General features: G+C 57.2%; 35 protein-coding genes. All 35 read left to right on the forward strand.

Annotated features, from left to right (window positions below):
• Positions 1–9: 9 nt before the first annotated feature.
• The 35 genes from RQP54_RS17730 (at position 10) to RQP54_RS17895 (ending at position 21,666) form a co-directional block, all read left to right on the forward strand.
• The gene (locus tag RQP54_RS17730; protein ID WP_315679771.1) at positions 10–345 is read left to right on the forward strand and encodes a hypothetical protein; all 336 of its coding nucleotides are present in this window, start codon (positions 10–12) and stop codon (positions 343–345) included.
• 12 nt (positions 346–357) lie between these two features.
• Entirely contained in the window at positions 358–792 is a 435-nt protein-coding gene (locus RQP54_RS17735) for a hypothetical protein (protein ID WP_315679772.1), read from the forward strand.
• Positions 793–1,659: 867 nt separating this feature from the next.
• Positions 1,660–2,100, forward strand: coding sequence for a hypothetical protein (locus RQP54_RS17740; protein ID WP_315679773.1), 441 nt, complete (start codon positions 1,660–1,662; stop codon positions 2,098–2,100).
• An 11-nt stretch (positions 2,101–2,111) separates the two neighbouring features.
• Positions 2,112–2,399 carry a hypothetical protein gene (locus RQP54_RS17745; RefSeq protein ID WP_315679774.1) on the forward strand — a complete coding sequence of 96 codons (288 nt, stop codon included), beginning with the start codon at positions 2,112–2,114 and terminating at the stop codon, positions 2,397–2,399.
• Between the two features lie 18 nt (positions 2,400–2,417).
• Entirely contained in the window at positions 2,418–2,687 is a 270-nt protein-coding gene (locus tag RQP54_RS17750) for a hypothetical protein (protein WP_315679775.1), read from the forward strand.
• A 14-nt stretch (positions 2,688–2,701) separates the two neighbouring features.
• Positions 2,702–3,043: an ASCH domain-containing protein gene (locus RQP54_RS17755; protein ID WP_315679776.1), complete on the forward strand. Its 342-nt coding sequence runs from the start codon at positions 2,702–2,704 to the stop codon at positions 3,041–3,043.
• A gap of 15 nt (positions 3,044–3,058) precedes the next feature.
• Entirely contained in the window at positions 3,059–3,352 is a 294-nt protein-coding gene (locus tag RQP54_RS17760) for a hypothetical protein (RefSeq protein ID WP_315679777.1), read from the forward strand.
• A gap of 279 nt (positions 3,353–3,631) precedes the next feature.
• A complete protein-coding gene (locus RQP54_RS17765) occupies positions 3,632–4,012 on the forward strand; it encodes a hypothetical protein (RefSeq protein ID WP_315679778.1) in 381 nt (126 codons plus the stop codon).
• Between the two features lie 13 nt (positions 4,013–4,025).
• Positions 4,026–4,538, forward strand: a complete 513-nt coding sequence (locus tag RQP54_RS17770; protein ID WP_315679779.1) for a hypothetical protein — start codon at positions 4,026–4,028, stop codon at positions 4,536–4,538.
• 12 nt (positions 4,539–4,550) lie between these two features.
• Complete coding sequence (locus tag RQP54_RS17775) at positions 4,551–4,889, forward strand: hypothetical protein (RefSeq protein ID WP_315679780.1); 339 nt, start codon at positions 4,551–4,553, stop codon at positions 4,887–4,889.
• 91 nt (positions 4,890–4,980) lie between these two features.
• The gene (locus tag RQP54_RS17780) at positions 4,981–5,133 is read left to right on the forward strand and encodes a hypothetical protein (RefSeq protein WP_315679781.1); all 153 of its coding nucleotides are present in this window, start codon (positions 4,981–4,983) and stop codon (positions 5,131–5,133) included.
• A gap of 24 nt (positions 5,134–5,157) precedes the next feature.
• On the forward strand, positions 5,158–5,544 hold the full coding sequence (locus tag RQP54_RS17785; protein ID WP_315679782.1) for a hypothetical protein: 387 nt from the start codon (positions 5,158–5,160) through the stop codon (positions 5,542–5,544).
• 16 nt (positions 5,545–5,560) lie between these two features.
• Positions 5,561–5,755, forward strand: a complete 195-nt coding sequence (locus RQP54_RS17790) for a hypothetical protein (RefSeq protein WP_315679783.1) — start codon at positions 5,561–5,563, stop codon at positions 5,753–5,755.
• 390 nt (positions 5,756–6,145) lie between these two features.
• Positions 6,146–6,394, forward strand: a complete 249-nt coding sequence (locus RQP54_RS17795) for a hypothetical protein (RefSeq protein WP_315679784.1) — start codon at positions 6,146–6,148, stop codon at positions 6,392–6,394.
• A 194-nt stretch (positions 6,395–6,588) separates the two neighbouring features.
• Complete coding sequence (locus tag RQP54_RS17800; protein WP_315679785.1) at positions 6,589–7,188, forward strand: hypothetical protein; 600 nt, start codon at positions 6,589–6,591, stop codon at positions 7,186–7,188.
• Positions 7,189–7,198: 10 nt separating this feature from the next.
• Positions 7,199–7,402 (forward strand): hypothetical protein, encoded by a 204-nt coding sequence (locus RQP54_RS17805; protein ID WP_315679786.1) that lies wholly within the window; start codon positions 7,199–7,201, stop codon positions 7,400–7,402.
• Positions 7,403–7,703: 301 nt separating this feature from the next.
• Complete coding sequence (locus RQP54_RS17810; protein WP_315679787.1) at positions 7,704–8,663, forward strand: hypothetical protein; 960 nt, start codon at positions 7,704–7,706, stop codon at positions 8,661–8,663.
• Between the two features lie 107 nt (positions 8,664–8,770).
• Positions 8,771–9,004 carry a hypothetical protein gene (locus RQP54_RS17815; protein ID WP_315679788.1) on the forward strand — a complete coding sequence of 78 codons (234 nt, stop codon included), beginning with the start codon at positions 8,771–8,773 and terminating at the stop codon, positions 9,002–9,004.
• Between the two features lie 61 nt (positions 9,005–9,065).
• Complete coding sequence (locus RQP54_RS17820; protein ID WP_315679789.1) at positions 9,066–9,953, forward strand: hypothetical protein; 888 nt, start codon at positions 9,066–9,068, stop codon at positions 9,951–9,953.
• Between the two features lie 43 nt (positions 9,954–9,996).
• A complete protein-coding gene (locus RQP54_RS19825) occupies positions 9,997–10,488 on the forward strand; it encodes a DUF1643 domain-containing protein (protein ID WP_409997589.1) in 492 nt (163 codons plus the stop codon).
• Between the two features lie 19 nt (positions 10,489–10,507).
• Positions 10,508–10,774 carry a hypothetical protein gene (locus RQP54_RS17825; RefSeq protein ID WP_315679790.1) on the forward strand — a complete coding sequence of 89 codons (267 nt, stop codon included), beginning with the start codon at positions 10,508–10,510 and terminating at the stop codon, positions 10,772–10,774.
• Between the two features lie 58 nt (positions 10,775–10,832).
• A complete protein-coding gene (locus tag RQP54_RS17830; RefSeq protein WP_315679791.1) occupies positions 10,833–11,117 on the forward strand; it encodes a hypothetical protein in 285 nt (94 codons plus the stop codon).
• A 219-nt stretch (positions 11,118–11,336) separates the two neighbouring features.
• Positions 11,337–12,284 carry a SprT-like domain-containing protein gene (locus RQP54_RS17835; RefSeq protein WP_315679792.1) on the forward strand — a complete coding sequence of 316 codons (948 nt, stop codon included), beginning with the start codon at positions 11,337–11,339 and terminating at the stop codon, positions 12,282–12,284.
• A 67-nt stretch (positions 12,285–12,351) separates the two neighbouring features.
• Positions 12,352–12,720: a hypothetical protein gene (locus tag RQP54_RS17840; RefSeq protein ID WP_315679793.1), complete on the forward strand. Its 369-nt coding sequence runs from the start codon at positions 12,352–12,354 to the stop codon at positions 12,718–12,720.
• Between the two features lie 14 nt (positions 12,721–12,734).
• Entirely contained in the window at positions 12,735–13,676 is a 942-nt protein-coding gene (locus RQP54_RS17845) for a hypothetical protein (RefSeq protein ID WP_315679794.1), read from the forward strand.
• On the forward strand, positions 13,673–14,218 hold the full coding sequence (locus RQP54_RS17850; RefSeq protein WP_315679795.1) for a polymer-forming cytoskeletal protein: 546 nt from the start codon (positions 13,673–13,675) through the stop codon (positions 14,216–14,218). Before RQP54_RS17845 ends, RQP54_RS17850 begins: the two co-directional genes overlap by 4 nt.
• Positions 14,215–14,643: a hypothetical protein gene (locus tag RQP54_RS17855; protein WP_315679796.1), complete on the forward strand. Its 429-nt coding sequence runs from the start codon at positions 14,215–14,217 to the stop codon at positions 14,641–14,643. The genes RQP54_RS17850 and RQP54_RS17855 overlap by 4 nt, the downstream gene beginning before the upstream one ends.
• On the forward strand, positions 14,640–15,131 hold the full coding sequence (locus RQP54_RS17860; RefSeq protein ID WP_315679797.1) for a polymer-forming cytoskeletal protein: 492 nt from the start codon (positions 14,640–14,642) through the stop codon (positions 15,129–15,131). The genes RQP54_RS17855 and RQP54_RS17860 overlap by 4 nt, the downstream gene beginning before the upstream one ends.
• A 2-nt stretch (positions 15,132–15,133) precedes the next feature.
• The gene (locus RQP54_RS17865) at positions 15,134–15,337 is read left to right on the forward strand and encodes a hypothetical protein (RefSeq protein WP_315679798.1); all 204 of its coding nucleotides are present in this window, start codon (positions 15,134–15,136) and stop codon (positions 15,335–15,337) included.
• Positions 15,338–15,851: 514 nt separating this feature from the next.
• A complete protein-coding gene (locus RQP54_RS17870) occupies positions 15,852–16,166 on the forward strand; it encodes a hypothetical protein (protein ID WP_315679799.1) in 315 nt (104 codons plus the stop codon).
• Entirely contained in the window at positions 16,166–16,738 is a 573-nt protein-coding gene (locus RQP54_RS17875) for a thermonuclease family protein (RefSeq protein WP_315679800.1), read from the forward strand. Before RQP54_RS17870 ends, RQP54_RS17875 begins: the two co-directional genes overlap by 1 nt.
• Positions 16,739–16,850: 112 nt before the next feature.
• Positions 16,851–17,402 (forward strand): hypothetical protein, encoded by a 552-nt coding sequence (locus RQP54_RS17880; RefSeq protein ID WP_315679801.1) that lies wholly within the window; start codon positions 16,851–16,853, stop codon positions 17,400–17,402.
• A 9-nt stretch (positions 17,403–17,411) separates the two neighbouring features.
• Positions 17,412–18,254 (forward strand): hypothetical protein, encoded by an 843-nt coding sequence (locus tag RQP54_RS17885; RefSeq protein ID WP_315679802.1) that lies wholly within the window; start codon positions 17,412–17,414, stop codon positions 18,252–18,254.
• Positions 18,254–18,802 (forward strand): hypothetical protein, encoded by a 549-nt coding sequence (locus tag RQP54_RS17890; protein ID WP_315679803.1) that lies wholly within the window; start codon positions 18,254–18,256, stop codon positions 18,800–18,802. Before RQP54_RS17885 ends, RQP54_RS17890 begins: the two co-directional genes overlap by 1 nt.
• A gap of 389 nt (positions 18,803–19,191) precedes the next feature.
• On the forward strand, positions 19,192–21,666 hold the full coding sequence (locus RQP54_RS17895) for an adenosylcobalamin-dependent ribonucleoside-diphosphate reductase (protein ID WP_315679804.1): 2,475 nt from the start codon (positions 19,192–19,194) through the stop codon (positions 21,664–21,666).
• Positions 21,667–21,696 lie beyond the last annotated feature (30 nt).

Raw genomic sequence — 21,696 nt, forward strand, 5'->3', positions numbered from 1 at the left:
TAGGAAAGCATGAACATCGCATATTGGAAGCACGTGGCCACGCGCCTTGAGTCACTTGACCAGGATGAGTGCCGGGAAGCCTTGAGCCTGGTCAAACGGGTGTTGGAAGACCCGGAAAAGTTTGATGGCGTCAAGCAGACTTTCGTCGTCTGTCACCACCTGTGGGGCTGCGTGACGCGAGCGCTTGATCATGGTGACTTCAACGAACAAGATGAAGCTCAGGTGTATGCCCTTGAAGCGGAGATGGCCGGGCATGTATGGATCGCCAGATTGGCGCTGGGTTGGGTAATGCGGTCTTCGTCTGCTCCAGTAAGCGAACCCACGTTGGCCGAGATCGGCCTGTAACCGAGGAAACCAGTGAACCGCGAAACCCTATGGCCCATTGTTCGTGAGCGAGCCACGATGGATCGCCTCGACTATCTGGACGCATGGGGCAATACGGGTAATGAGGCAGTGCTTTGCGAAACGCAGGCAGAAATAGACCGCTTCAATGCTCTAAAAGGTGTGGGCTTTAAGGATGCGTTGCGAATGGATCGTGAGGGGGTTCGACTTGCATTCCTCTCAGCCGAATGCTGGTACTCAGGTCTTTATGACGCTCAAGTGGGTCAGGAAAAGAGAAAAGCACTTGCCGCGTACAAGCGAGTGCGCGAGGTCAGGTTGAAACTCTTTGGGGAAACACAAAACGAGGCAATGATGGAGCGCTGCGTAAGCGTGCCCATTCACAAGGTGGGGGAGCTAGTGAAAAGCGGGCTTGCGCCGACCGAGTTTCTTGCTACTTTGAAACATCATTAGAAATCGAGGAAACCAGCCGGTGAAAGCAAACCCAAAATTCGACGCGTTGACAGCTAGGTGGTGGAGCCTCACGACCAAACAAGTCCGTGACTATGCTTTGTCGGCTAGAGCATATTCTGGTGAGCGGGGGCGCTGGGGTGATTACTCCCGCACCAAGCGGCGTGAACTGCGTGAGCTTTGTTCGATCCGCCGCGACGTTCATCGTGCTGGTACCGCCATCTGAACATCGAGGAAGCCAAACATGTCATTTGTGAGTGAAGTTTGGGCGGCATTCGCTGGATGGGTGTTTGCATTCGGTATTGCGGGCTGCGCCCTTACTTTCATTCGAATTTTGGTTCGAGCATTCAGAGGAGGCGTGGAAGTGCCGGCACTATTTGAGTGGGCATTCCTTCTAGTGGCACTTTTCGCAGTACCTGGCGCATTGACCGAAGCTCTTTGGCGATTTAACGGTGTCTTGGCTGCCAACAGTCTCCTTGCAGCGTTGCTTGTCACGATCTTGGGGCTGCCACTCTTCGCGCTGGGACTCGCGCAATGGTTTTACCCGTCGATCTGGCACAGACTGTTGAGAAAGCAAGAGAGGCCTCGCATTTCGCTCATGTCACCAAAGTAGAGGAAACCAATGTAATGAAGTTCACAGATGACAAATCTTGCTTATCTGAACTCACGTGGCTGTTAGACCAGTTTGTCGGAACGGTATATACATTGGTTGACGAGTCTGGAGTGGAGCGTTTGAATGAGCCGTTCCTCCAATTCTCTGTTGGGACCCCAAGTTCGGAGATACGGCAATGGTTTGAGGAAGAACGCCTTCGCCGCATTTCAGTGGCGACACTGTCAACTGACACAGTTCACTAAAACATCAAGGAAACCATGAAAACCACAAGCAACGCAACCAATATGACCACATTGCAAGCAGCCTTGAATTTTGTGGCGGGTATCTACTTTTGCACCATCTTGGCGGGCGTCGTGGTGATGCTGGTGGCATTTGGATTTGGCTTGCTCCCAAATGCCTCATTGCGCATTGCCGTGGGCATCCTCACAGCGCATGTCGTTTTGGTGGGCTGGAGTAAATATAAGCGACGCCCAGTGACTTGGGGCCCCTTGATCGGAGCCGCCATGGCATTTCTATTGTTCACCGCAGCATTTGGCATTGTGGTGAAGGTCAACGACGGAATTGAAGCAGCCGATGTTGGCCAGCTCGCTGGAGCTGCGTACGAAAGAGCTAAAGGCTTATTCGCCTACGCAATGCCAGTCTTGCTGCCACTCATTGGTCTGTCTTGGACACTGGTTCAACTTGAACCTAAATCTTGAAGGTAAGCACCATGACCGACATGACCAATGACATCTTTGCGGCCTGCAGCTACGGCCAGGTCGCATTGCGAAAACTGGCACCGGTACCGGAAGGCTTTCGGCTGTTCTCTGCTGGTTGGTGTGAAACCAAGTCTGACGATTGGCAAACAATGAAGGTGACTGGTGCTGAGTTTCGCGTGGCCAAGTCCGGTCCCAATAAGGGCCAGCTGTCCATCAAAGTGCCGGGTACGGAACGAAGCGTCTACGTGACCAAGGAAGAGATGGCTGCGCAAGACGCGGCATCTGCAGTAACTGCGTAACCAAGAAAACAATACATCATGATTAACAAATTCTTCATTACTGGTGGGCTTGTCGCGCTTCTGCTGGCGATCACCGTGGGGTTTAAATCCATGTCGCATTCGGAACTTGACGATGCTGAACTCAACGCTTTGCCAGCGGACGTGCGAGATGCGGCGATCGTGCAGCGCGACACGCGTCTACGCATGCAGGGGCGGTCTTGGGTATTTGCGCTCCAGGGCGACAGCAAATCTGTAACTGCAGGCGACGTTGAGAAAGCAAAGCTCGCTATTGGTCTTGCTGGCAAGTGAAGGAAAACTGAGCAATGTCCGACAACCTCCTGAAGCAGTTTCTAGCTGAAGCACGGCAGGCTGGAATTACTCACTTGGCTCCGCGCAGATTGCATCTGCCACTGAAGCGCGAGTATTTTGAGGCAATACAGGACGGGAGCAAGCCAGAAGAATACCGGCTATGCACGCCGCACTGGCGCAAGCGCCTAGAGGGCCGCAAATACGATCAGATTGTCCTGACCCTTGGCTACCCTTCGCGCGATGACCATGCCCGCAGACTGGTGCGGCCTTGGCGCGGCTTCACAGTCAAGACCATCACCCACCCACACTTTGGCCCAGGCCCCGTGCAGGTCTATGCCATCGACGTGACGAACTAATCGAGGAAAACAGCCATGCAAATTGATCGTGAAGTAATCCAGCGAGTTTGCTCAGTAGTTCCTTCTGCAACACCTGCAGTTGTCCAAGCCGTCGCCAACGCATTGCTCACATCGGGAGCACAGATTGTTTTCGATGAGGGGATCGGCCAAGTTGTGGATGACGGCAAATCAACGTACCCGGACTATCTGCAGCTCGTGATCAACGATGTCAATAAAGCACAAAGGCTCGCGGCAGAATTGACCTCTGCCTGTGCTCGTGAATGGTCTCCGGTCACGTTGCTAGTTGCAGGCCAGGCGGAACTCGCTTGATCAAGGAAGCTGTTGTTCATGAGCATCCCAAGGAGACTTCAAGCGCGACTGAGTGCCCAACTTGGTTGGGAGGTCGCCTTGCCTGTTCGTACCTACGCAGGGCGACGCCGAGTGGAGGCGTTCTGCCGCTCATGGTCGGCGCGAGAAGGTATCAAGGATGAGGTGTGCAGCATCTTTACCATGAGCGAGTGCCTAAACGCAAAGGAACTTGCGATTACCTGGCAGAACTCCACGTTCTGTTGGGAAGTGGTACCCAGCAACCAATAAAAGGAAGGCAACATGGAATCGAATTTAACCAAGGGAATTGTGGTTGCACATATCCCGCTGCTTGCGTTTGTCGGGCTGCTGGCTTTTGCTTTGCGCACCTGCGAAACGCCAGAAGTAGTTGCGTGGCTAACCTCAGTGAATCCGTGGCTCGGTGCGAATAGCCTGGCGGCAACTCGCGTGGCTGTCGTCATTGCACTTGCCGCAGCAATAGCTACTACCGGCCTCTATGTGCTGCGTAACGTTGAATCCGTTGAGCAGGCGGGGGAGACGGCTAACGGTGTATTGAATTCACTCGCTGGCATTGCCACAGCGGTAATCCCGGTAGTGGGGCTCCTCAGCGTCAGCTATTTGCTGTCTGTCGGGTGGCACGCTGGCGCAGCATTGTTCAAGTGAAGGAAAGCAACCAATGTCCACTCCTGGATTTTCGATTCCAACAGCAGCCACGGCTGCCCGTGGCTCTAAGTCAACTCCGATGGGTGGAGGTGGGTGGGGCGACGGACGTCGCGGCGGCGATCTAACGGCGCGCGAGATGCTTACCCTCAAATGTGTTTACCAGTGGATGATGAGCCAGAAAAATAAGGCCAAATTTACGCCACTGACACTAAGCGGCGGATCTGATGGTGACTATGGTATTTGGGTGTGGCGGAATGCCCATGGAGCAAGCCTCGAATTGACCGTACCAATGGGGCATAGAAGCGCTCTCATCAAATGCCTCCGATCTGAAAACGTCGAGATTTTCTCTGGCGTCTGGAATAGAGTTCTGGGTGACTGGAATGATGTTGAATTCAAAGCACCAGTGACCAAGGGCTGGATCTGTGCGGAGTTCGGAATTACTACTGGCAAAACATTATCAGAGGCAGTGCAACAACGAGTTCGCATTGCAATGAAGACACTGCGACGAACTGTTGGATCCAAATAGAAGGAAAGCAACATGTTCAAAACTCCCCTTACATTGATCGCAATCTCCATTGCTTGTAGTGCTGCGTTAGCGCAACAGCCGCTGGTAAAGCCGGTGCAGGTGCCATTGCAGATGTACGAAGTCAGCGATGGTGCGAAATTGCCAAAGCCTTCATGTCCAGATGCGCGGACTGCGGTGATCAATCTGGCCGCCATTGACAAGCTTGTCAATGGTCAAGGCGCACTGGATCAGCCAAAGCAATTGGTTACTGCGGCCATTGTTGAGCAAAGCAGCTGGCGAATCAGCGTGCGTGATCAAGACAACAAGTCGGTGCCAAGTCGGGTTGTTGAGGCCCGCATCTATTGCCTCTGAAACATCGAGGAAACCAGACATGCGAGCACAGATCGAGGCCACGATGCAATCCCAGAGAGTTAAGGCAGCCGTTGCCAGTCTGGAGACCTGCATGCAAACACTAGCATTAACTCCACAAGAGGCATTGGCTGCTGTTGCGCTTTTAGGTGCCAAGCAAATCTCAGTGCTCCCTCCGGAGGCTCATACCAGTGGGGGTGATATGTTTGGCGCAATGGTTGGAATCGGGTTGATCCTGGGTACATGACTGGAATTGGAAGGAAAACACTAAGTGAATGTGAAACTTGCATTGCTCCTTGTCGCAACCCTTGCGAGCTTTAACGCCCATTCTCAGGCCATTCCAGTTCGCAACCAGGCTGATGGATTCCTGATGGGATGGGCCGTGATCACATTTGTGGGTGCTGGTGTCTTTCTCTATGCATTCCCGAAAGATCCAGCCGCCACTTTGCGCCAAAAAGCAGCGCTGAATCTGCTTGTCTGTGCTGGATGTTTGGTGCTATTTGCGGTGGGTGGAGTGGTAGCAGGATTGTTGTTGGATACAAGTACCAGCGTTGGTGGCCTATTCCGTGGCTCAAAAGGTTATTTCAGCACGTTGATTGCGATAGGCCTCGTCGGAATGACTGCGTTCACCTACCTTTGGCGTGGGCTGGACGACTAATTGAAGGAAATCAGCTATGGATGACCCGAACACACTCACACCGGTCGAGCGCGAAGCGCAGCGAGCGATGCTGTCCGCGCTAATTGATGAAGCCAAAAGGCACGGCATCGATCTGATGGGAATTGACCATCCTGCCGTCGCTGTACGAGCAGCAGTAGGTCAGTGGCTCATCGCAGCTCGTGGCTTCAAGCGCATTCCCACCGCAAACTGAAGGAGAGCTGTTGTTCATGAGCATCCCAAGGAGACTTCAAGAGCGACTAAGTGCCCAACTTGGTTGGGAGGTCGCCTTGGCGGTTGTCATTGAAGCTGCGTTGAAGGTGGCGCCAACGAGTGAACTCACGACAGCACACCTTACAGCCAAGGACATAGTCTTATGACGATGCGGACGTACCGATACTTCAAATGCTCATCTGGGCACGTCGGGGTAGAGAAAACCAGTGAGAACGACCAGCCATACAGCCAGTCATGGGAGACCGTGTCCGTTACTGGGATGGTTTCAACGGGTAAGGACGACCGCGGATTCGATACCTACATGTGCCAATCCTGCGGCGAGCAAATGACTGTTCAGCCGGGCAAAGTGCAGTGAGGGGGAAGCCAGAGAATGGACACTAAGCAGAGTGATGCGCAAGTAGTGAATGAGTTTTTAGCAAACTACAGGCCTGGTTGTTCACAGGAAGCCACTATTGCTTCTGCAATGCTTGCGGGATGCCTTGCGGCAATTCTTCTGGGCTCGATTCAGCAGTATTTTGATTGGCCGCTTGGCATGCTGAGTGGCATGCTCTTGGGGGCGATGGCTGGAGCATCGATCCCCACATGTGTGATGTGGCGCGCATTCCGCATGGCCAGGTAAACAAACGATGGGATCATCGTTCGATCGCATCGAGACAGTGCTACACGCTATTCGGTTGCAGCTAAGAAGGGGACCAAGCCTCGCTGCATTTCAGGCCCGAGTGTTTGGTTGGTCAATGCTGTCACCGGGTTCGCGCGACGCGGTACCTGCCAAGGTGGCCGTGATCTCCGAGTGGTAGTGGAAAGTCGATAGCCATGGGGGAAGCGAAACGCAGGGCAAATGAGATCGCCGCGCTGAAGAACAGGGTCGATGCGTGGCGCTCAGGGCTCACTGAGTCCGAGAGAGTGATTCTTGAGTTGGCAGAGCGTATTGATGCGCGCTTGGTGCGTGGACGCAGCTTCACTGAAGGCTGTTATCACCTAGCGTTCTTTATGACCAAATACCTTGCGATCAGGGGCATCGAGGTGGTCCCGGTGATCGGCTGGGTCAATGACGGGACTTGGCCCGGGGTCACCTCGCACGCTTGGATTGAATACCAAGGCAAGGTCACAGACGCCTCGCTCACACTTACGAGCTATCCTGAGTCTCAACCATCAGGAGCCTTGCTCGTGCATGATTTCATTGTGAGGCCGGGTAGCGCCGCGTATGTCTACTACGACAACAAAGCATCGGAAGTAGCGAGTGCTTTGCAGTGGATCTCTTCACAGCCTCAATGGGCAGACCTGCAGGCATTCAAAGAGGTGCAGCATGCATCCATGCTGGCGATAGCGCAGGACGAGCGTCGCATCGACGAGTATCTTGCTTCTGCGCCTCTTGGCGGGCGGTACGAAGACCTGGAGCGAATAGTTTGCTGAAGGAGAATTCGTGAAGATTCGTGCAACCATTGCGGTGCTGGTAGCGCTGCTTATCTGGACTGGCGCGGCCTTGGTGCGTGTCGAAAACCAGCGATATGCGATGCAACTAGGGATGTGCAGAGGAAACGTTATTGCGGTGGATCTGGCCTGTTTGAAGAATGTGCAAACGCGTACAGGCTGGTGGTGGCATATGTACTACGCCTTGATTGAGTAGTAGCCTTGGGTGTCAGTGCGAGGGCATTTAGCAGGAGAAGCGTATGAAGCAATGGGCGATCAGGAGTGCTGCATCGTGGTTGGCGCTAGGTATCTCCGTGGCATGGATAAGTTGCGGGTTCCTGTCTGACGCTTGGGCTGGTCCGGGGTACAAGCTCAGCGCCGGCGATGGGGCTGGAACCGGCGGGGGCTGGGGCTCAGGAGGGGGGACCTCTTGGGCTGACATGAAGCGCAGAGACGAAGAGTCCATTCGAAATGTCGTTGGAAAAAAGCCTGGCCCAGCACAAGCCGGCAAGCCCAGCATGGCCGACCTGAAGAAGTCCGACGAGGCTGAAGTGAAAAGGGTATTGGAAGTCCAGGCGGCCTGGAGGGAGCGCAAGCTAGAACTCGAAAAATACGTGCAAGAGTTCAGCACGAAGGCAAAGGACCCAACGATGAAGGAAAGGTTGGAGGCATTCGCTGCTGACCAATATTTCGGGTATCTGCGCGGGGAGTGGATGAGTCTTGTTTTTGGGGAGTTCGCGAAAGTTCTCGGTCCCATTCTGGATCTGGCAACACCGAGCCCGACGGGCCTTGATCCCTACGACAGGGCCAGAAACAAAGAGGAGTTGGAGTACGTTCATCAACTCATGAAAAAAGCCTTCTCGAAAGATCCATCGACCTTGGATCACGTCCCTAATCCGAAGAGTAAAACCCCAGATAGACTCGATTTGGATGAGCAGGAAGATCAACCCCAAGCGGACCCAATGACGGCCGAGGATTGGCGCAATCCTGCCAACGCAGCTGTAGTTGACAGGGTCAAGGCTGCGATGCGCGGTATTACGCAAGCCTACGGAGCTGAGCGGTTGAGCGGTACGTTGGACACCGTTTTGGCGGCCAGTACCCAGTTGGATCGACTGACCAAACAGCAGCTGAGAGCGTTACATACAGCGGCCGAGCGCCTGGACAGGTTACGCCCTGCCAACGGCTGCAGCGTAGACAACGGTGGTCGTAGGGAAGTTTGCATGTTGAGCTCGATGCCGCAAGGACAAGCGTGCCTGTGTCCACGACTCACACTGGAGGGCTACGACCAAAGGGTTTGGATTAAAGGCGTGTCTGTCCATAAGCCATTGAGCGCTGTTTGCGAGACAGCGCTGCAGCGATGCGAACTGCCATCCCCGGGACCTTTGGGAACGCCATGCATGTGCGTGCCAAACATCGACCTGATGGGGCCGTGGCCAGTCGGTCGCGTGGTACCTGCACGGCCAATGAGGCATCCTTAGGTGTGAAGGACTGGGTGCAGTTGTCAGCCAGACATTCCTGTGACCTGCATGTGGCTGCCATCGTGGCTCCATAGTTGGAGACTCCGACTGCGGAATAAAATGGAGTGATGGAATCGTCTACCACCAAGTCAACCAATGAACAATTGCGCGAGCTTGTGGAAGAAGCCGGCCTGACGCAGGCGCAGGCATTGGCCGCGTTCAACGATGGCCTAGGGCCAGCCTCGTATTCAATGGTGACCTGGAAGGCGTTCTTTGCGAGTCCGGATTCCAAGAAACACAGAAAGCTAAAGCCAGCGCTTCTTGCGCATGCCCAGGCCAAAATTCGGCCATTAAAAAAATAGTTGCAAAGGGGTACATGTACCCCATAGAATGCAAGCAAATCGGTACCACCATTTGTTTCGCATGACCAATTCCGAACTTCCCATTCTTCCCCGCTGGGTCTATCTGCTGATCGCAGCGGTGACCGCGGCTATTGGATTGGCATCGAGTGCAGTGACTGCAAAGTTCTTTGTGCTTGGTCTGGACAAGTTGGAATCCGATCCGATGGCACGAAGCGTTCTGGTTGCCACCGGTGTGCTGATGATCGTTACAGAGTTGGCAGCTTTCGGACTGGCTGCGCTCCTGCCAGCGCACAAGCTTCGGTCGATGCGAGCCTCGTTGCTCGTCTGCGGGGCCCTGTTACTGGCGTTCGAGGCCACGACGATTTACGTTACGCAGGCGGCAATTGATCAGGCCAGCCAGGCAGAAGCAGACTCGACCGCAAAACGGATTCAAGAGTTACAGCTGAGTATTGACAGCAGGCGTGCTGCAGCCAAGAGCTTGCGCGCGAATGGAGAGATCCAAAGCAGCAGCTCCAACGCATGGACGCGCACGCTCGGCGCCTCAGCCTTGCGCGATGCATTGCGCGTCGAGGAACAGATTGCGCCTTTGGCTGCAGAGCTCGTCAAATTGCAGGCTGGGGCGAAACCGACCATGGGATCAGTCCTGGGCCAAACAGGAACCCAAGTCTATGGAATCATCCGCGGCTTGCTCATCAGCGTCATGGGGCTGGTAATGTTCTCCGCAGCTGGCGCGCTCGTGCGCGAAGCGCTACCTCACAAGGCCGATGGCGATAATGCGTCGACCAAGACAAACACTGTACGCGTGCTCCACCCAAAATCGATGCACAAATCAACACTCCGAGGCCTCTGGAGTGCTGTGGCTGCGATCGGGAAGGGATGGTGTGCGACAGAGCAGAAAATTCCACCGAGAACCGAGGAAAGGCCAACCAAGGTCCTCAAGCGAGCGTGACGATTGGTAGGCGTGGCAACCGGTTCGCGTGCACAGGAGTGAAATGGAAAAAGGTGCTTTGATCTCAGAGTGTGGTCGTTTCAGATACCGCCTTTGGCGTCGGTGGGATGGCGCGCTGCCGACTCTGGCGTTTGTGATGCTCAACCCAAGCACCGCTGACGCTAGCGAAGACGATGCCACGGTGCGAAAGTGCATCGGTTTTGCCAAGCGTCTGGGGTACGGCGCAATCGAAGTGGTCAACCTGTATGCCTTTCGGGCGAGATACCCGTCCGATTTGCAGGCTGCCGGCTTTCCAGTGGGGCCGGACAACGACACGCATATCGAATGGGTGGTGGCCCACACAGGCCGCCAGGTCATCTGCGCGTGGGGCAACAATGCGAGAGGGCACACAAGAGCCACGGAGGTGCTTCGCATGCTCAGAGAGTGGGGTGTCACACCAAAAGCTCTTCGCTTGAACGCAGGGGGTATACCGGCACACCCGGTAATGCTCCCGTACACATGCAAGCCACTTCGTCTCCGACGAGCTGGAGACTGACAATTACCCGAGACCCAACATGACAAAGAGGAAGGCCAAAGCACGTCCATCCGAGATTCTGCGTCGCCTTGGAGGTTGGAGCGGTGGTTCAATTGGCCAAGCCGAGGCGCTGGCGGGGATCAACATCCAGTCAAGCGCAGAGCGGTGGGCTCTGTGGAGTCAATTCCAGCATCTGTTCTCCGGCGACTCAATGAAGCTCATCCACGCAGTTTCGGATCATTGCGCCATGATTACGCTCAAGCGGATTGAACGAGGTGAGTTGTGCCTGTTGCCGGCTTGCCACTGAAAACCCAGCAGATACCCATGCACCCCCTGGAGGGGCGACAGATCGGGTCCATTTCGAAATGGTGCTCAACATGATCGTACGGATCAGTATCGAGAAGGTCGGGCAAGGTGCTTATTTGGCGCACTGCACTGGTGACCCATGGCCACCAAAGACGCACACCAGCATTGCCGACTGCTTGCGCGACTATGGGACGGAGATAGCGCCGGAATTCGCCCAGTTCGCAAACATCGAGTACGCAGGCTGCCAGCTAGAAACCACCGCCATTGCGGATCTTGAGCCTCGTGCCGAAGAACTCGCCGGCCGGCTCGTAGAGCTGATCGCGGGTGTCCACGCCGCGGCATAGGTTCTGTCGGCCAGTATTGCGTGCTCAACGTCACAGTGGCACAATAGAGGCTCTTTGCGCTGTATGCACAGCAACCGGCACCCAGTCGGCACTCAACCACCCACCCCGATCCGAATTCGGCCGCTTTGAGCGGACACATTGCGATGCATCGCATCGTTTTCGGCCACCGGTACGTGCGAGTGCTTTTTTTTCGACTGATTGTTGGATTGCACGAACCAAATGGTTACAGCGCTGGAACCGGAAGATGATCTGGAGGTTGGAGAAAACCCCTCGGCCGAACTTCGGCCCAACGACGATCCTACAGGGGAGCTGTACCCTGAGTTCCAGCAGGCCTATAGGTTTTTCAATCAGCGGCTGTTTGACGGCCAGCTGCCCTATGTTCTGATCACGCTGCAGCGCAAGCACAGCTCCGAAGCGTACTGGTCACCGAGCAGGTTTGCCGCGGTCTCGGGAAAACTGACCGGCGAGCTCGCAATGAACCCGCGCTATCTGGCGGTTCGCTCACCCATCGAAATCCTGTCTTTCCTGGTGCACGAGCAAGTGCATGTGTGGCAGACCTACTTCGGCAAGGCCAGTCGACGCGGATACCACAACCGACAGTGGGCCGACAAGATGAAGGAAGTGGGACTCTACCCATCGAGCACCGCCACCGTTGGCGGCGAAGAAACCGGTGAGCACATGGGGCACTACATCATCGACGGTGGGGCCTTTGAGATTGCGGCCAAGGAGCTCATAGACAGTGGTTTCGAGTTCACTTGGTACGACCGGTTTCCGGCCCATCCAGCGAGCCCCATTGGTCGCTCGTCGGATATACCGATTGCAAAACCGACCACACCCTCGACGCCCCAGGAATCTGTCAGCCAGGTTGACGAGACAGCAACAACAGTTGCGACCACTGAAGCACAAGTTGCCCCGCACTCTGAGCAGCCTCAGGGATCGGCGGTATCAACGGCATCTGTCAGTGCGGTATTGCAACGCCCAAGGGAGGCCCAGACACCAGCAACCATGTACCCGGGCCTACAGATTCAGTTGCCGTCGGCCTCCGAAAGCGCTACGCGCAATCGATACAGGTTCCAGTGCCCTCAATGCAAACAGAACGCATGGGGCAAGAAGGGGCTGGCGATTTCATGCACACCGTGCCAGGAACCTATGAGGGCCGATTTGTGAAGTCATTGAATCGACTCGTCCGGTCCGATAACTTGAATTCATTTGAGCAGACAAAGGTGCTACTCCCATGAGCCAAGTGAAGAAAGAGCCGCAGATCCCGCGTGAACTGATCGTGTTCGCCCAGGCCACCAAGGGCGATTACGAGACACGCCACACGGCAGTGGTGAACCATGCTTTCTACGAGTACGGGGTGCTGTTGAATCCATACCAACTGCGCGAGCTATGCGGTGGCGGTTCGCAGGCTACGGCGCAACGGGTACTGAACGCATTTCGGGAAGGACTGCATCGAACGTTCGTGCAGCGCTGCAGCGTGGAAGCAGTCGAAGAATGGCTGAATCAGGGCATGTCGAGCGACATGACCACACTCAGTCCGAAAGAACGTCAATTTGCCAAGGTCTTCCAAGCCTATGTAGCAAGGCTGACATTGCCACATTGAGCCACTACCCCGTCATGCAGCCGTTTGCACCGCCGCCGTTGAAGATCATGGTTCGAACACTCGATGGGGTGGATGATCGGCCGTTCAATCACAGGCTGACGCCAGCCGACATTCGCAAGGATGCCTTCTACCAGAAGCTGGCCAAGCGCAATGCGGCACTGGAATGGCGTCTGCGGCACCGACGCTCGATCACGATCCTGACCGCGCTGATCGTTTTCGCACTCAACGTGCTGTATCTGACACCATGGGCACAGACCCAAAAGCAGGCCTGGCTCGACAAAGCGTTCGCCTGGACTACGGGGGCATCGACCAGAACGTCGACTGCGATGCCAATCGGTGGCGCAACGGCGGCGACCAGGTCGACCCCATCTGCCGCTCCGCAAGCAGTAGCACCAGCCCCGGTGGCTGTTGCGTCGACGCCGACCATAGCAATGCAACCTGCGGCCCAGGCATCGACGCCGGTTGCCCCATCTGCACCGGTCACCGCGGCTCAGCCTGCGCCGGCAACACCCACCGCGCAACCTGCACAACAACCCGACGCAGCAAACCAACTTGCAGCAGCCCTCAAGGCATTGATCGAGCAGCAAACCACAAAAGCACAAACACAGAGTGCTGGCGTGGCTGCAAGTCCAGCTGCAAACAAGCCAATCACGGTGGTGCCAAGCATTACATCGGCGAAGCCGGTGGTCCCACCAGCGCCACAGTCTGCCCCAGCACAGCGCGAGCCATTGCCGGTGCATGAGAGCGCACCTTTGAAGGTGGCGACGCCTCTCTCAATCATGGACTTCTTCGGCACCAACACTGCCGTACTACTCTCTTCAGACGGTGGGCAAACGATGCGCGCCTACCGTGTGGGGGACACCTTGCCTTCGGGTGAGGTCATCAAGGCGATCGACTCGACAGGCGGGGCGGTCACAACCAACCAGCGCATCATCAGGAAGCAGGAACCAAAATGAACACATCTGCAACGGCAGTTCATCTCCACGGAGATCTCGCAGAAGATGCGAGTAACGTACATCGGCTCGCGTCGCTGGCCTCACGTGGCAATGGAATGGGGGCGCAAACCGCCGAGCCAACCGACAAGCAAAAGACAGCGTACTCTGAGATCGTTATCGATCCAGCAAGGGAGCGTCTGAGCACCTACATTGCCCCCGGCGCTGTGATCAAGGGCAGCATCGAGGTTGGCGAAGGTGCACGTGTCGCTGGCACTGTGACGGGTGACCTGATCTGCGCCAATGGGTCGGCTGTGATTGAGCCCGGCGGCGAAGTCATGGGATCGGTGCACGCATCCGAACGTGTGATCGTGATGGGTGGTCGCGTGGGAACGCCTGCGAGTGACCCCAACGCACGTCCGAGCACCGAGTTGGTGTGTCCCGGTGAAGTCATCGTGATCGGCCCGGGGGTAGCGCATGTGGTGGCCTATTACGGGACCCTCAACGCGTACGACGGTGGGTACATCGACGGTGGTGCACGTCCCTACAGCAAGCGCGGCCAATGAGCTTCATGGATGCGAATAAAGGGACACCCTCCCTGAAGCTGCGCCTCTCGCGAAGAGGCGTAGCGCTAGGGTCAGCCGCGCTTGCAGCGTCGATCGTGGCGCTGCTGGCCTTGTGGAGCATTGAGGCGACTAGCTCTGAGAACGAATCGCTGCGAGCAACGATTCGCACCATGAGCCAAAAGGCCGAGGCCGACAAGAACAATGATCCACGCGAACTGCAGATTGCAGAGCTCAGTGCCAAGGTGCAAGCCCTTGAGCACAACGCCCTGCGCGTCAGGAAAGCGGGCGAGGAGCTTGTCCAGTCTGCAGCGGCCATGCCGGAATTCAAGTCGCCTCAGTACAGGGAACCCTACCAGGCACTGCTCAAGCAAATCAATGAACTCAATGCGGTGGTTCAGACACCACTTAGCGAGGTGGCCAAATGATGACGATGTTTCAGAAACTGCTGCTCAAGACCGGGTTGTTTGAGCCCAAGAGCACGCGCCCGGATGGCCAGCCATCCACTTTGGTGATTGTGGCTGGCGAGACGGTTACCGGCGGCATTCAGACACGTCGGGATGTGGAAGTCCGTGGTCATGTGCAAGGGGACATCAGTACCCCATATGGCCGCGTCGTGATCATGCCGGAGGGACTGGTGACACAAGGTACGGTCCGGGCCCACGAAGTTGTCTGGAAGGGCACCATGGGCGGAAGTGAGGTGCACTGCAGTCATATCGAGATTGTCCCGGGGGCTCAATCCGTTGAAGGCGAGGCTCCCCCGACCTTGTTTCACGAAAGCATCACGATTGGCAAAGTCGGTGCGATCGACTTGTCGCTTTCGCGCCAGGCCTACGTGGCGAATCCGCAGAGCACAGCCGAGCCCGACGGGATAGGCATCGTGGCGGTGACTGAACAGGAAATGCTGGCAGCCTGATCATGCAAACTTCAGCAGGCAACGTGTTCATGGTGGGCTTTGGGGGTGACTCTGTCGGACTTGCCGTCAACCCGCCATCCGTCAGCGATGGAACAACGCCTATTGACTACCTGGAGCTGACTCCCGACGAGGCGGAGGCTTTGGCGGGTTTGCTGCTCGACAACGCGAGGATGGTGCGTGAAACTGCACCGCCACAACACTTCTGAGAAGACCGAAACCGGAGACCTACCCGATGGCACTACCGTATCCCTGGGACCCGCAAGGCGAAGTACGCCCCAGTGTTGCACACCTGGTTACCCCGAAAAAAACGCGCTATGAACGCCAACCAGGCACACAGCCAGCACCTGCCCCGGCATGCCAGTTCACCATCGGCAAACCAAGGGACAGTCTGATCACAGCCAAGCTACGCAAGACGGCAATCTAGACGGATTGGCAAGGGCGCGTGTTCCGGCTATCATTGCCGCACTTTGATGCCCTAGCGGCAAACTCATACCCAAATACGCAGGCACTGCCTGCCGTTTCTCGCGGCTGATACCACTCGGCCGCACCCCCTGAATTCCTGCTATCGGATCGTCCTTTGGACGCAGTCTTGGCCTGCGCTTGCGCGCACGCCTGGTTGGCGGGAGTCAGGTTCTTCATTTGTTTGCGTTCCCCAACGCCCAATCGCTCCCTTCACGGATTCACGTGCTGGGAGTTTTTTCATTGAAAGGAGCCTTTCTCATGTCTCAACACGTTTTCGAAGCCGCTGACGGACAGATCGTCCTGGCCGGCTACGACCGCATGTGCGGTGAGTATTTCTACTCGGTATTCGCCAATAGCGACGCCGAAGCGCCCTCGGCCGAAAGCCGCACCGCGCCCAAGACCATCGACGAACTGCGCACAAACGTGGACGCCTTGGTCGGCGGCGTGCCTGCGCCGATGTTCGCATCCATCCGTGAGGACGCGATCAACAACATGGGCAACCGCGTAGTCAAGTGGGCGGCTGACGGATCGATCATCAGCGACTCGGCAGCCTGCGGACGCAAGGTGGCCTGATGGTGCGCCGGATCGTTTCTTCCATCGTGTTTTGCACGCTTGCGGCCATGATCGGCGGTCTGGGCATACAAGCCTGGGCCACATCGGGCATCCGTTCGGATTTCCGGGCACGCGTGATTCACGTAGACGATGGCGATACAGTGGTGGCAATGACCGAAGACGGCGAGAAAATCACCGTCCGGTTGGCCAGCATTGACGCTCCCGAAACCCACAAGAACCGCTGCAAGCCAGGTCAACCGTTTGCGCAGAAGGCCAAGGACGCACTGTCGGACATGGTGCTGGGCAAATCGATTGCGTTCTCCTGCCACGATGTCGACATCTACGACCGTCAGGTCTGTGACTTGGCATTCAACTCCACGACTGCCAGCCGCGAGCTGGTTCGCATGGGCCTGGCATGGGCCAACGTAGCCAACAAGCGATACCTGCGCGACAGCGCGATACCGGACATGGAATCGCGAGCGCGGTTCGCGCACTTGGGCGTGTGGTCCGTCACCGATAGTGTCGCTCCTTGGGAGTGGCGCAACACGGTGTGGAAAAACACCTGCCCATCTTCCAAGTCACTGACGCAATAGCCCGCCAAGGGCATCAGAAGCCCGTCAGAGCCGTACGCCGCCACTCCGCAAGGGGTAGGCGGCGTCTTTATTCCTGCCCGCCTTTGTGCGGGTCTATCAACCGGAGATTTCCATGAACCAAGTGGACAAGGTGGTGGCCATGAGCTACTACAGCGGCGCGATGCCGGGGACGGATGGCAAGGATGCCCATACCCTGCACGTGTGCCTCGACCATCTGGAAGATGGCCGAATCATTCCCACACTACGCGCGTCGTCGCCCATGGGCGGCATCGTGGCGCGGTCGGCGCGCTGCGTCGACGGACTGATCTGGCTGCACGGGCGGGCCTGCTCGCCGGAGGACTACATCCTGCAGTGGCGTACCGTGCAAGCAATCGGAGCCCAGACCCTGACAGCCTGGCTGCAGGTGTATGAGGTGAAAACCACCGTAAACCTGCCTGATCCAGGCATCCCTGCCCAAACCTGGGTACCACCTGCGTACTTTGCGGCCCGGGCCCGCCTTTTTCGGCAGGCCGTCGGACGCAGCTCGGCGCAACTGCACACGCCGCTGGACATTCGTGACGCCGTACTTGTGATGCAAGGACTGGCTGCCTTCGATGGTCCGCGCACTTCATTGACCGAAACCCTCACGGTTTCACCCAACCGCAGCCTCGCCTTGGCTGCATAGGAGATATGCATGGGATACACCCACAACTGGAAGCACACCATGCCCCCGGGCGAGGTGTCTCAGTTCATGTTTCGACTGGAGAGCCAGTACATCGCACATTTGCTGCCCCACTTTCAGCACACACTCGGCGACGATGGGTGCGCGATACTGCACCACAAGCTGGGGCAGGCAGAAGGGTTTGCACTGGGACCGTGCCGCTATGACTTCGGTGAATCCTGCAAGACCGACCGAGGTCTGGCGGAGATCCATATCGCTGAAGTCCTGTGGCGAACCGCGTTTGCCATCAACGACGCCGGTGGCACCATGGTGATTTGCAGCGACAGCATCTGGCGCCCGGTGCGCGAGGGCCAACTCGATGAAGACAGCGCGGTACTGCTGACCGTGCTCTTGCATCGTTGTGCCGATCTTCTCGACGGCCGCAAGGTCGAGATCAAGGCCGTGCCACAGCACTGGCCGCAGATCGAAGACAGCAGGGGCATCGCAATTGCCCAGCAGCGCATGTTGAGTTGCGAGCCCGGGAGCGAGCGGTTTGACCAGGTCTTGTTTGGCTTGGACGAGCTCAACGAAGCCGACTACCAAGTCATCCTGCAGCCTGGTTCGCCGAGCTTTCGTGGGGCGGTCTACCGCCACACCCAAGCGTTTCGCTTCAACCAGCCGCCGATCCTGCGGGGCTTGTACTCCCATGCACTTCAGGTGCACGTGGATGGCAAGTTGTTCGCTGGCGATCCGGGGCCACTGGATGCCCACGCCGAAGTCAGCAAGCGCACCATTGATCTGGCCCCGATGATCCCCAGTGCCGACTGGCTCGATCAAATCGCCCGTGAGCGTGAGCTCGAAGCGCAGGAGACATGATGCAAACGATCTATGACCTTGCATTCTTCGCCCTGCCGGGAGAGGGATTGGTGATGGCGGCCTTGTTGGGCACTTCGCCCAGGAAAGTCCGTGGTGCACTGGTGCGCCGATGGACTTGCTTGGCGTTTGGCGACGAGAAGGCCATCCTGAGGGAAGCGTGCCGACTCGCCGCTTTGCTGGAAGAGGGAAAGCTCACCTACAAACCCAAACCGCACATCGCAGCCGAGTCACTGATAGGGCTGGTGCGCAAGAAGATGGAATGCCCGGCGTCGACCGGCACGGCCTATGACAGCGCCAACAAGCCGCGCATCTGCGGCTTCTGCATCCGGGTTCAACGTGACGCCATGCGTGCATGGCAGGCCCAAGACCCGCAGCGCGCGCAGCTGTACCTCAGCCATGGCCCGGTTGAACGCCAACCCTACGAGCACGTTGTGCTGGAGAAGCGTTTTCCGGCCACCATGGACGGTTACCTGTCCTGGCTGGAATGCCTGACCCCCGAGACCTTCATGGAGAAATTCCCGATGGTCGAAGGAGGCGGCGAGCATTGACCAGTATCCACCCACCCTGTATGCCCCAACCCTAAAAGGTTGGGGCATTTTTTTTCACCGTACGTTGCGCAGGAAGCGGTTTTGCCGGAAAATGCAGGCTCTTTCGGCCTACGGCCACGCGCACACGCGCGACTGATATTTCCCATTGGCACACCCTCCCGGTGCTGCCCACTTCCAGATCCGAGCGTCTTTCGGATTGCCAGCACCCCACACGAACGCCTAAGGCCCCATCAAGGCCGCACTGCGTGCGTCGTGCTTGTGTCTCGATCCGAGTCGCACCTGGAAGCTCCTTTAGCCGCTGACTGTCTCGCAGCCAGCATGTTTTCTCCCCACGCCGCGTCAACACCACTTTGATCAGTTGGTGCGGCAATCTTTTTTCTGGAGTTTTTATGACCAACTCAACATTGGAGCCGCAAAAAGTCTCTCTCATCACGGCGCGAGAGAAATACCTCAAGGAGGGTGAGTCCACCCTTGAGGATGTGCACGTGCGCGTAGCGCGGGCACTGGCGCGGCCCGAAGCCGACAAGCTGAAGCGAGAGATCGAGTTCCTCGAATGCCTCAATCAAGGCGGGTTCATTCCTGCCGGGCGCATTCTGTCCGCAGCCGGTACCGACATCGGCGCGACCCTCATCAACTGCTTCGTGCAGCCTATTGCCGACAGCGCCACCGAAAACGTTGAAGGCGACTACCCGTCGATCTACACCGCCTTGGCCGAAGCTGCAGAGACCATGCGCCGCGGAGGCGGGGTAGGGTATGACTTTTCCCGCATCCGCCCGCGCGGTGCCAAGGTCAAAGGTACTGACTCTCGGGCGTCTGGTCCGGTGTCCTTTGCCCGGGTGTTCGACAAGTCCTGCGAAACCGTCGAGTCCGCCGGCGCGCGCCGTGGTGCCCAAATGGGCGTCCTGCGCTGCGACCATCCCGACATCGAGGACTTCATCACGGCCAAGCGCACCAAAGGTGAGCTCAACAACTTCAATCTGTCTGTTGGTGTCACCGACGCCTTCATGCGTGCGGTCGATGAGGATACCGACTTTGAGTTGGTCCACAAGGCCGCTCCAACGCAGGAATATCCCGACGCCTACCAGCGTGCCGATGGATTGTGGGTGTACCGCAAGGTACGTGCCCGCGACATCTGGGAGCAGATCATGCGAAACACCTACTCGCACGCCGAACCGGGTGTTCTGTTCATCGACCAGATGAATGCCCAGAACAACCTGTACTACTGCGAGACCATCGAGGCTACGAATCCGTGCGCAGAGCAGCCGTTGCCACCCTATGGCTGCTGCTGCCTGGGCTCCATCAACCTTGCCAAGCACGTGGTCGATCCCTTCTCGGAGCAGGCACGCTTTGACTTCGACAGCTTCATCAAAGCCGTTCGAACCGCAGTGCGCATGCTCGACAACGTCCTCGACGAAAGTCTGTGGCCGCTGGAGAAACAACGCAAGGAGGCCATGGCCAAGCGCCGCATAGGACTGGGATTTACGGCCCTGGGCAGTGCACTGGTGATGATGCGCATCAAGTACAACTCGGACGCTGCGCGTGACTTCGCGGCCAAGATGACGGAAACGATGCGCGATGAGGCCTACCGCACCTCTGTTGAGCTCGCGCAGGAGCGCGGTGCATTCCCGCTGTTCGACGCGGACAAGTACCTTGCCGGCGCATTCACACAGCGCCTGCCTGAAGACATCCGCAACGACATCCGTTCGTATGGCATCCGCAATTCGCACTTGTTGTCGATCGCACCGACCGGCACCATCAGCCTGTGCTTTGCAGACAATGCCTCCAACGGCATTGAACCGGCATTCGAGTGGAAGTACGTGCGCAAGATCAGGCAGCCCGATGGTTCGACAAAGGAGTTCGACGTGCTGGACCATGCCTACCGGCTGTACCAGTCGATGGGGCATGACACCAACACGCTGCCGGACTACTTTGTCTCGGCGCTGGAGATGAGTGCCATCGAGCACATGCAAATGCTCCAAGCGGTGCAACCGTTTGTCGACAGCTCCATCAGCAAAACTGTCAATGTCCCCGCAGACTACCCCTACGACAAGTTCCAGGACCTGTACTTGGCCGGCTGGAAGGCAGGCCTCAAGGGGCTCGCAACCTACCGACCCAATGAGGTTCTGGGCTCAGTCTTGTCCGTCAAGGATGAACAAAAGCCAGCAGTAGCCGCGAATGGGATGGCAGAACCCTCATCGCTGCAGGACGAAAACCCGCTGACCAAGCAGATCGATGGTCGACGTGAAGGCCCGATGCCCGCCATCAACGAAAAGAAGGTGCTGCGCGGCATGCACGGCAAATACTCGTTCTATGCAAGCATGAGCTTCGACACGGTGATCGGCACTCTGGAAGGTCGGCGCGTGTCGATTCAACGTCCAGTAGAGGTGTTTTTCCCTGCTAACCAGACTAGCGAGGGGCAGCAGTGGATCACCTTCTTGATGATGGCCATCAGCAGCCTCATGCGCTCTGGCGGAGACATCGCCAGCCTGCTGCAAAACGCGCGTCGGATTGCGTGGGAGCGTGGGCAGGTGACCTGTGGTGAACGCTACCGAGAGGACGGCACCAAAGTTCCGTTGCGACATGATTCCGAAGCTGCTGCATTGGCCTACATGCTGCAAGGCATGCTGCAGGCACAGGGCTACCTCGACAGCGAGGGCAACCAGGTTCCAGTCAAGGCACTGGCCAGCCTGCAGCTCCAGGGAGCCCAGGAAACGGATGCGGGGCACGACGTTGACGATTCGCAGTTCACCAATCCACGACTGAGCACCGGAAAGCGATGTGATTCCTGTGGGACCAATGCGGTTCACAAGCACGATGGATGCATGCGATGTGAAGCATGCGGGGAGATCGGCTCTTGCAGCTGATCCAAAGCACCAACCTGAAAAAACCACCCC

The organism is Curvibacter sp. APW13 (genome assembly GCF_032337135.1).
In the GTDB taxonomy this organism is placed as follows: Bacteria; Pseudomonadota; Gammaproteobacteria; order Burkholderiales; family Burkholderiaceae_C; genus Allorhodoferax.

Coding starts and splice junctions, on each gene's coding strand:
- RQP54_RS17730 (WP_315679771.1), top strand. CDS start 10: ATGAACATCGCATATTGGAAGCACGTGGCCACGCGCCTTGAGTCACTT.
- RQP54_RS17740 (WP_315679773.1), top strand. CDS start 1,660: ATGAAAACCACAAGCAACGCAACCAATATGACCACATTGCAAGCAGCC.
- RQP54_RS17745 (WP_315679774.1), top strand. CDS start 2,112: ATGACCGACATGACCAATGACATCTTTGCGGCCTGCAGCTACGGCCAG.
- RQP54_RS17750 (WP_315679775.1), top strand. CDS start 2,418: ATGATTAACAAATTCTTCATTACTGGTGGGCTTGTCGCGCTTCTGCTG.
- RQP54_RS17755 (WP_315679776.1), top strand. CDS start 2,702: ATGTCCGACAACCTCCTGAAGCAGTTTCTAGCTGAAGCACGGCAGGCT.
- RQP54_RS17760 (WP_315679777.1), top strand. CDS start 3,059: ATGCAAATTGATCGTGAAGTAATCCAGCGAGTTTGCTCAGTAGTTCCT.
- RQP54_RS17765 (WP_315679778.1), top strand. CDS start 3,632: ATGGAATCGAATTTAACCAAGGGAATTGTGGTTGCACATATCCCGCTG.
- RQP54_RS17770 (WP_315679779.1), top strand. CDS start 4,026: ATGTCCACTCCTGGATTTTCGATTCCAACAGCAGCCACGGCTGCCCGT.
- RQP54_RS17775 (WP_315679780.1), top strand. CDS start 4,551: ATGTTCAAAACTCCCCTTACATTGATCGCAATCTCCATTGCTTGTAGT.
- RQP54_RS17780 (WP_315679781.1), top strand. CDS start 4,981: ATGCAAACACTAGCATTAACTCCACAAGAGGCATTGGCTGCTGTTGCG.
- RQP54_RS17790 (WP_315679783.1), top strand. CDS start 5,561: ATGGATGACCCGAACACACTCACACCGGTCGAGCGCGAAGCGCAGCGA.
- RQP54_RS17795 (WP_315679784.1), top strand. CDS start 6,146: ATGGACACTAAGCAGAGTGATGCGCAAGTAGTGAATGAGTTTTTAGCA.
- RQP54_RS17800 (WP_315679785.1), top strand. CDS start 6,589: ATGGGGGAAGCGAAACGCAGGGCAAATGAGATCGCCGCGCTGAAGAAC.
- RQP54_RS17810 (WP_315679787.1), top strand. CDS start 7,704: ATGGCCGACCTGAAGAAGTCCGACGAGGCTGAAGTGAAAAGGGTATTG.
- RQP54_RS17815 (WP_315679788.1), top strand. CDS start 8,771: ATGGAATCGTCTACCACCAAGTCAACCAATGAACAATTGCGCGAGCTT.
- RQP54_RS17820 (WP_315679789.1), top strand. CDS start 9,066: ATGACCAATTCCGAACTTCCCATTCTTCCCCGCTGGGTCTATCTGCTG.
- RQP54_RS19825 (WP_409997589.1), top strand. CDS start 9,997: ATGGAAAAAGGTGCTTTGATCTCAGAGTGTGGTCGTTTCAGATACCGC.
- RQP54_RS17825 (WP_315679790.1), top strand. CDS start 10,508: ATGACAAAGAGGAAGGCCAAAGCACGTCCATCCGAGATTCTGCGTCGC.
- RQP54_RS17830 (WP_315679791.1), top strand. CDS start 10,833: ATGGTGCTCAACATGATCGTACGGATCAGTATCGAGAAGGTCGGGCAA.
- RQP54_RS17835 (WP_315679792.1), top strand. CDS start 11,337: ATGGTTACAGCGCTGGAACCGGAAGATGATCTGGAGGTTGGAGAAAAC.
- RQP54_RS17840 (WP_315679793.1), top strand. CDS start 12,352: ATGAGCCAAGTGAAGAAAGAGCCGCAGATCCCGCGTGAACTGATCGTG.
- RQP54_RS17845 (WP_315679794.1), top strand. CDS start 12,735: ATGCAGCCGTTTGCACCGCCGCCGTTGAAGATCATGGTTCGAACACTC.
- RQP54_RS17850 (WP_315679795.1), top strand. CDS start 13,673: ATGAACACATCTGCAACGGCAGTTCATCTCCACGGAGATCTCGCAGAA.
- RQP54_RS17855 (WP_315679796.1), top strand. CDS start 14,215: ATGAGCTTCATGGATGCGAATAAAGGGACACCCTCCCTGAAGCTGCGC.
- RQP54_RS17860 (WP_315679797.1), top strand. CDS start 14,640: ATGATGACGATGTTTCAGAAACTGCTGCTCAAGACCGGGTTGTTTGAG.
- RQP54_RS17865 (WP_315679798.1), top strand. CDS start 15,134: ATGCAAACTTCAGCAGGCAACGTGTTCATGGTGGGCTTTGGGGGTGAC.
- RQP54_RS17870 (WP_315679799.1), top strand. CDS start 15,852: ATGTCTCAACACGTTTTCGAAGCCGCTGACGGACAGATCGTCCTGGCC.
- RQP54_RS17875 (WP_315679800.1), top strand. CDS start 16,166: ATGGTGCGCCGGATCGTTTCTTCCATCGTGTTTTGCACGCTTGCGGCC.
- RQP54_RS17880 (WP_315679801.1), top strand. CDS start 16,851: ATGAACCAAGTGGACAAGGTGGTGGCCATGAGCTACTACAGCGGCGCG.
- RQP54_RS17885 (WP_315679802.1), top strand. CDS start 17,412: ATGGGATACACCCACAACTGGAAGCACACCATGCCCCCGGGCGAGGTG.
- RQP54_RS17890 (WP_315679803.1), top strand. CDS start 18,254: ATGCAAACGATCTATGACCTTGCATTCTTCGCCCTGCCGGGAGAGGGA.
- RQP54_RS17895 (WP_315679804.1), top strand. CDS start 19,192: ATGACCAACTCAACATTGGAGCCGCAAAAAGTCTCTCTCATCACGGCG.